This window comes from Promineifilum sp. (SeqCode), assembly GCF_041918635.1.
In the GTDB taxonomy this organism is placed as follows: domain Bacteria; phylum Chloroflexota; class Anaerolineae; order Promineifilales; family Promineifilaceae; genus Promineifilum.
Genome location: NZ_JAYRVJ010000144.1, coordinates 1 through 5,125, shown reverse-complemented (window position 1 = coordinate 5,125; position 5,125 = coordinate 1). Strand labels below are relative to the sequence as shown.

3 protein-coding genes and 1 pseudogene are annotated in these 5,125 nt (G+C 64.6%); 1 reads left to right on the top strand and 3 read right to left on the bottom strand.

Annotation, left to right across the window (positions count from 1 at the left end; translation table 11 throughout):
* The 3 genes and pseudogenes from ACE3UY_RS04755 to ACE3UY_RS04745 form a co-directional block, all read right to left on the bottom strand.
* Positions 1-294 (bottom strand): annotated as a pseudogene (locus ACE3UY_RS04755) (dCTP deaminase); the annotation flags it as partial.
* Between the two features lie 213 nt (positions 295-507).
* The gene (locus ACE3UY_RS04750; RefSeq protein ID WP_374686405.1) at positions 508-1,620 is read right to left on the bottom strand and encodes an META domain-containing protein; all 1,113 of its coding nucleotides are present in this window, start codon (positions 1,618-1,620) and stop codon (positions 508-510) included.
* Between the two features lie 152 nt (positions 1,621-1,772).
* A complete protein-coding gene (locus tag ACE3UY_RS04745; RefSeq protein WP_374686404.1) occupies positions 1,773-3,470 on the bottom strand; it encodes a DNRLRE domain-containing protein in 1,698 nt (565 codons plus the stop codon).
* Positions 3,471-3,727: 257 nt separating this feature from the next.
* Here ACE3UY_RS04745 and ACE3UY_RS04740 point away from each other — a divergent pair.
* Positions 3,728-5,125: helix-hairpin-helix domain-containing protein (locus ACE3UY_RS04740; RefSeq protein ID WP_374686403.1), on the top strand; the 1,398-nt coding region annotated here is incomplete at its 3' end.

Below are 5,125 nucleotides of genomic sequence, written 5' to 3'. Positions count from 1 at the left end.
GCGCGGGATGCGGAAGTACTCAACCGTCTGGGCCAGGACAAAGGAGTTGGGCGGGATGACACAGACGTCGCCGTGAAAGTCGATGAACGATTGGGGGTTGAAATGCTTGGGGTCTACGACGACGGAATGGACGTTGGTGAAGATCTTGAACTCATTGCTGACCCGGATGTCGTAGCCGTAGGAGGACAAGCCGTAGGAGATGACGCCGTCGCGCACCTGCCCATCGACAAATGGCTCGATCATCCTCTTTTCCAGGGCCATCTTGCGGATCCACGTATCGGACTTGACTGACATGTAACGTTACTCCTTACTATCGCCGCCGAATTGTGGACGAATTGGAGCGGGGGGGCAAGTGGCAAGCGTGCAGGGGAGCAGGGGGGCGGGGGAGCGGGGGAGAATAAAGAAATGCGGCGCACTCTTAGAAAGTGCGCCGCATCCCAGATGACGAGAAGGGGTGGGGTCAGGGCTTGAGCTCCCCTGCACCCCTGCTCCCCCGCTCCCCTGCGCTTACTCAGCGACGAAGGACACCGCCAGCGCCCCGTCGGCCGTGCGCAGCTCCAGGCTATTGCCGCTGATGTGATAGGTGGCCGCGGTCGCCAGGGCGTTCACGAACTGCGTTTCCTGCTCCATGATGCCCGCCGGCTCATTGCACATCTTGCGCGTCGTGGCCGCCGGCTGGATGGTGATGGCGTCGCCATCGACCGTGTAGCTGGTCATGAAGTTGTTGCAGCCGGCCGATCCATTCAGCTGACCATCCTCGGTGAAGGTGGCCGTCATGGTCGTGTCGGCCAGCAGCGAGGTGACGGCCTCGGTGCCAGTATTGAAGCTGGTGACCGTCCAATTCGTCCCAGTCAGCGACGCCGGCTGGGAGGCGCGGAAGGTCAGCACCACGTCGCCATTCGCGTTGGCGATGGTCAGCTGCTCGGCCGTGGCCGCGAACGTCGCCGCCGCTTGCAGGTTGTTCAGGTACTGCGCTTCCTGATCCATGATCTCGGCCGGTTCGCAGGCCATCATCGTCGATCCGGCCTGGGTGACCGTCAGCGCGTCGCCGTCGATGGTGTAGCCGGCGAAGAATTGGTTGCAACTAGCGTTGCCACCGAGTTGGCCATCGGCCCGAAACTCCAACGTCGCTTCCCGGTCGGCCAGCGCGTCAACCGTCTCGCCGGCCGCGTTCAGATAGGAAACCAAGACCCAACGTACGCCTTGCACTCCGCTTTCCTCCGTGGTGATGGACTCTTCCGTCCCGCTGACGGCCGTCTGGCTCACGACCTCGATCAGCGTGTAGGCCAGCGACGAGCCATCGGCCGGCGGGTTAGCCACCGGGTCGACCCGCACCAGCAGTTCATACTCATAGCCCGGCTCGAAGGTGAAACCCGCGATGGTGTTGTAGAACAGCAGGTACTCCGCGTTCGGGTCTTCGCGCACTTGCAGACACAGCTGCGGGCCGACGCCCGTGCACTCGACCTGCTCCGGCCCGACGAACAGGGTCTTCGTCTCGCCTTGCGACTCGGTGGTCGGTTCGGCGGCGATTGGCTCCTGCCCCCCCGCGGGGGAGCAGGCAACAATGGTGACGGCCAAAACCGTCAGGATGACCAACATCCATGCATAGTTCGCTTTCATTCTCTTCTTTAACTCCCTATTAGGACTGTTCAGGCCGGCTCCCGGCCTGAGGCGAGCGTTCTTGTCGCGCTCGCCTCTAAGACGCCGGATGGTGGGCAAAAGTTCCCTGGAAATGGGCCAATTCAGCCCATTTCCAGGGAACGGGGCGGAGATCAGTTCCGCGGGACGAAGGGGATGAAGGTGCGCGGCACAATGGAGGGGCCTTGCGCGTCCACCACGATGCCGTTGCCGGGGAACGTGCCGGTCCAGTCGCCGACGCGGCCGACGGTGTCGCGGGCGCGTACCTGGAAGTCATAGATGCCATCGCCCAGCGTGGCGGTGAAGACGGCGCTGTTGCTGGTGGTGGCGCTCAGCCAGGTCTGCCACGGCCCGCCTGCATAGCGGAAGCGAAGGTCGTAGTTAGCAATCGACGTGCCCGGCCCAGCCGTGCCCGGCGTCCACTGCACGAGGAAGTTGGGCGTGACGGTGATCTGGGCGGGGAAGGGGACGATGTCGGCCGTCGGGTTGGCGAGGGAGATGGTCGATTGCGACTGCGCGACGGCGCTATGCGGCTGCACGTTGCCGACCAGGTCGACGCCGCGTGCCCGGAAGGCGTAGGTCTGGCCGTTCAGACCGTTGAGCACCTGGCCCGCGGTGGTCGTCGTCTTCAGCGCGAAAGGCTGCCAGGGGCCGCCGTTCAACTGGAACTCCACGTCGAAGTAGGCGATGCCGCTGCCCGGCTGGGGATCGGCCCCGCTCCAACTGACGGTGAAGGTGTTGGCAAAGGTGTAGGCCGGCAGCACGTTGATGCTGACGACGGGCGGCAGGCTATCCACGCGCGTGCTGGCCTGTGGATTGTTCGGGAAGGGTTCCACGTTAGGCGGCGTGGCCCGGTCGGTGGCGCGGACGCGGAACTCATAGAGGACGCCGTTCTGCGCGTTGGGGAATACCGCGGAGGTGCTGGTGGTGGCCGTCAGCCAGTTCTGCCACGCCCCGCCGTTGGCCCGCGACTGCACGTCGAAGTGGCGGATGCCCGTGCCGCCGGGGTTGGGGTTGTCCACGCCGCTCCAGGTCACCGTGAACCCGGGCCGCGACCAGGACGGCAGCGCCGTCATGCTGCTGGTCGGCGGGGCCACGTCCACGTCATAGGTGACGCGGAGCCGGGGATGCAGGCCGTTGTTGGCGTTCCGCGCCCAGAAGATCCGCTCACGGGCGGCGACCGAGTCCTCAAGTCCCTGGAACATGACGCCGTGGTTGGCGCGCGCGCCGGTTACCCATTCACGCACGACATTGGTGAAGTTGGCCTGGATGATCCCCGGCGTGGACGGAACCTGTCCGATGCCGATCTCCGCGCCCCAACTGGGGTTGAAGTTGTTCCACGTCAGGATGGCGGGATCCCACCGCGAGTCGAGGAAGCGGGCCTGAATGCCGACAGGCGCGTCGTTGGCCGGTGAGGCACCAGCCAGATGCACTTCCAGGGTCGCGTTCTGGATTACGGCGTTGGCCGGGATGCTGGACAAATTCCAGATCATGAAGATGCGTTGCGCGCCGTTGCCCAGCGAATGGTTGAAACCGACCCGCAACTGTGGAGCGGTTACCCAATTGGTCGTTGGCCGGTTGGATGTCGTGAATGTATCCTCTTGAACCATTAGCTCAATAGTAATGGTCCGTACGTCACCACTGCGGGTGTCGCTGAGGATGATGGGAGCCTCACCAGGCTCCGTCTCGGTGGGGGTGGGTTCTTCTGTCTCAACGGGGTCTTGTGCGGCGGTGACGCCGGCGCTCAGGCCGATGAGCAGAGCCAGCACAAGCGTGACGACGAATAGCCGTGCATAGCGATGCGGGCGATGCGGGTAATGGAGGCTGGACATATTTATTTATCTCCTTGCGTGAGACAGCTGGGGCCTGGTGAGGGCCGGGCCTATGTGGACGAACTAATGATCATTATAAATTGACAAAATACGCACTGCAACGGGCGTTTTGATCTGCCGGCGAAAACAGGTATAAATACCTAATCAACTTGACCATAATAAACTCATCTGTCTTTTTGCCAAACTGTGAAATCGTGCAAGACGTTATATACTCTTAGGAAAGGTGGTAGGAAAGTCTGTCTGGTTGGAGGTGCTGCATGAACTTCTGGACCGGCCTCATTTTGGGGCTCATCATCGGCTGGCTGGTCGAGTGGATCATCGATTGGCTTTTCTGGCGGCGCGACGCGGTCGATGAGTATGGCGAGCAAGCCCCGCCGGTGACGGCCGACGGGCGCGTGGTCACCGCCGAGGCGGCCGAGCGCGAGGCGGAGTGGCAGAGCCGGCTGGAGACGGCCGAGCGAGATTACCAGTCGCGGCTGGCGACGGTGGAAGGGGAGTGGCAGGCGCGTCTCAACCTGAACGAGCAGCAGTGGCAGTCCCAATTCCGCGCGCTGGAGTCGGACAACGAAACCCTGCGCGGCCGGTTGGATGAGGCGACGGCCGGCGCGGCGCTGGCCGCGGCCGGGGCGGCGGTTGCCGGCGAAGTTGACGCCGCGCCAGCGGGTGAGCGCCTGGCGGCCGGCGACCTGGCGCTCGTGCTGGATGAATCCAGCGAGCTACCCCACGTGACCGATCTGAGCGATCCCGACGCCGGCGTGATGGCCTTCGCGCTGCCCGACGAGGCCGGATGGGAGGCGGAACGACCTGCCAGCCGGACGGCGTTGTTTGAGGCGGCCGACACTCCGGACGTCATTGCGGTCGAGACGGCCGATGCGCCTGACCTGGACGCTTCGGACTTCGCCATTGACGCAACGCTGGCTGAGACAGTCGATGCGCCCGGCCTGGCTACCCCGAACTTCGCCATCGATACAGCGCCGGCCGCGATGGTTGAAGTCAGCGACGAATATGACACCGGCCAGGTGACGCCGCTCGTGGCGGACGTGGCGGCCCGGGGCGACGACCTGACCCGCATCCGCGGCATTGGCCCCCGGTTCGCCGCCATTCTGGCCGCGGGTGGCATCCGCACCTACGACGATCTGGCCGCGGCCAGCCCCGAGCAGTTGCGAGACATCATCAAGCCCGGCCCAATGCGCCAGATTCCCTTCGAACTGTGGAACAGCCAGGCGGCAGCCTTCGCCGCGACGCGCGCCGAACGGGTGGGCGATAACCTGACCACGATCGAGGGCATCGGCCCGGTCTACGCCACCAAGCTGCGCGAGCGCGGCATCTCGACGTTCGCCGACCTGGCCGCGACCGACGAGGCGACGCTGGTAGGCATCATCAACGCGCCCGCCTGGCGGCGGGTGAACTACGCCGACTGGATCACCCAGGCCCAGTTGGCCGCTACCGGCAACCAGACCGGCCTGAGCGAACTGCAAGGCCGCCTCTTCCAGCGCAGCAACGACAACCTCACTCTCATCCACGGCCTGGGCCCGCGTTCGGCGGCGGCCCTTCAGGCGGCCGGCATTCTCAGCTTCGCCGATCTGGCCGCGGCCTCGCCCGATCAGGTGGAGCGCATTGTCAGCGAGGCGGGCGTGCGCGGCGGCAGGGATTAT

Coding starts and splice junctions, on each gene's coding strand:
- ACE3UY_RS04745 (WP_374686404.1), bottom strand. CDS start 3,470: ATGTCCAGCCTCCATTACCCGCATCGCCCGCATCGCTATGCACGGCTA.
- ACE3UY_RS04750 (WP_374686405.1), bottom strand. CDS start 1,620: ATGAAAGCGAACTATGCATGGATGTTGGTCATCCTGACGGTTTTGGCC.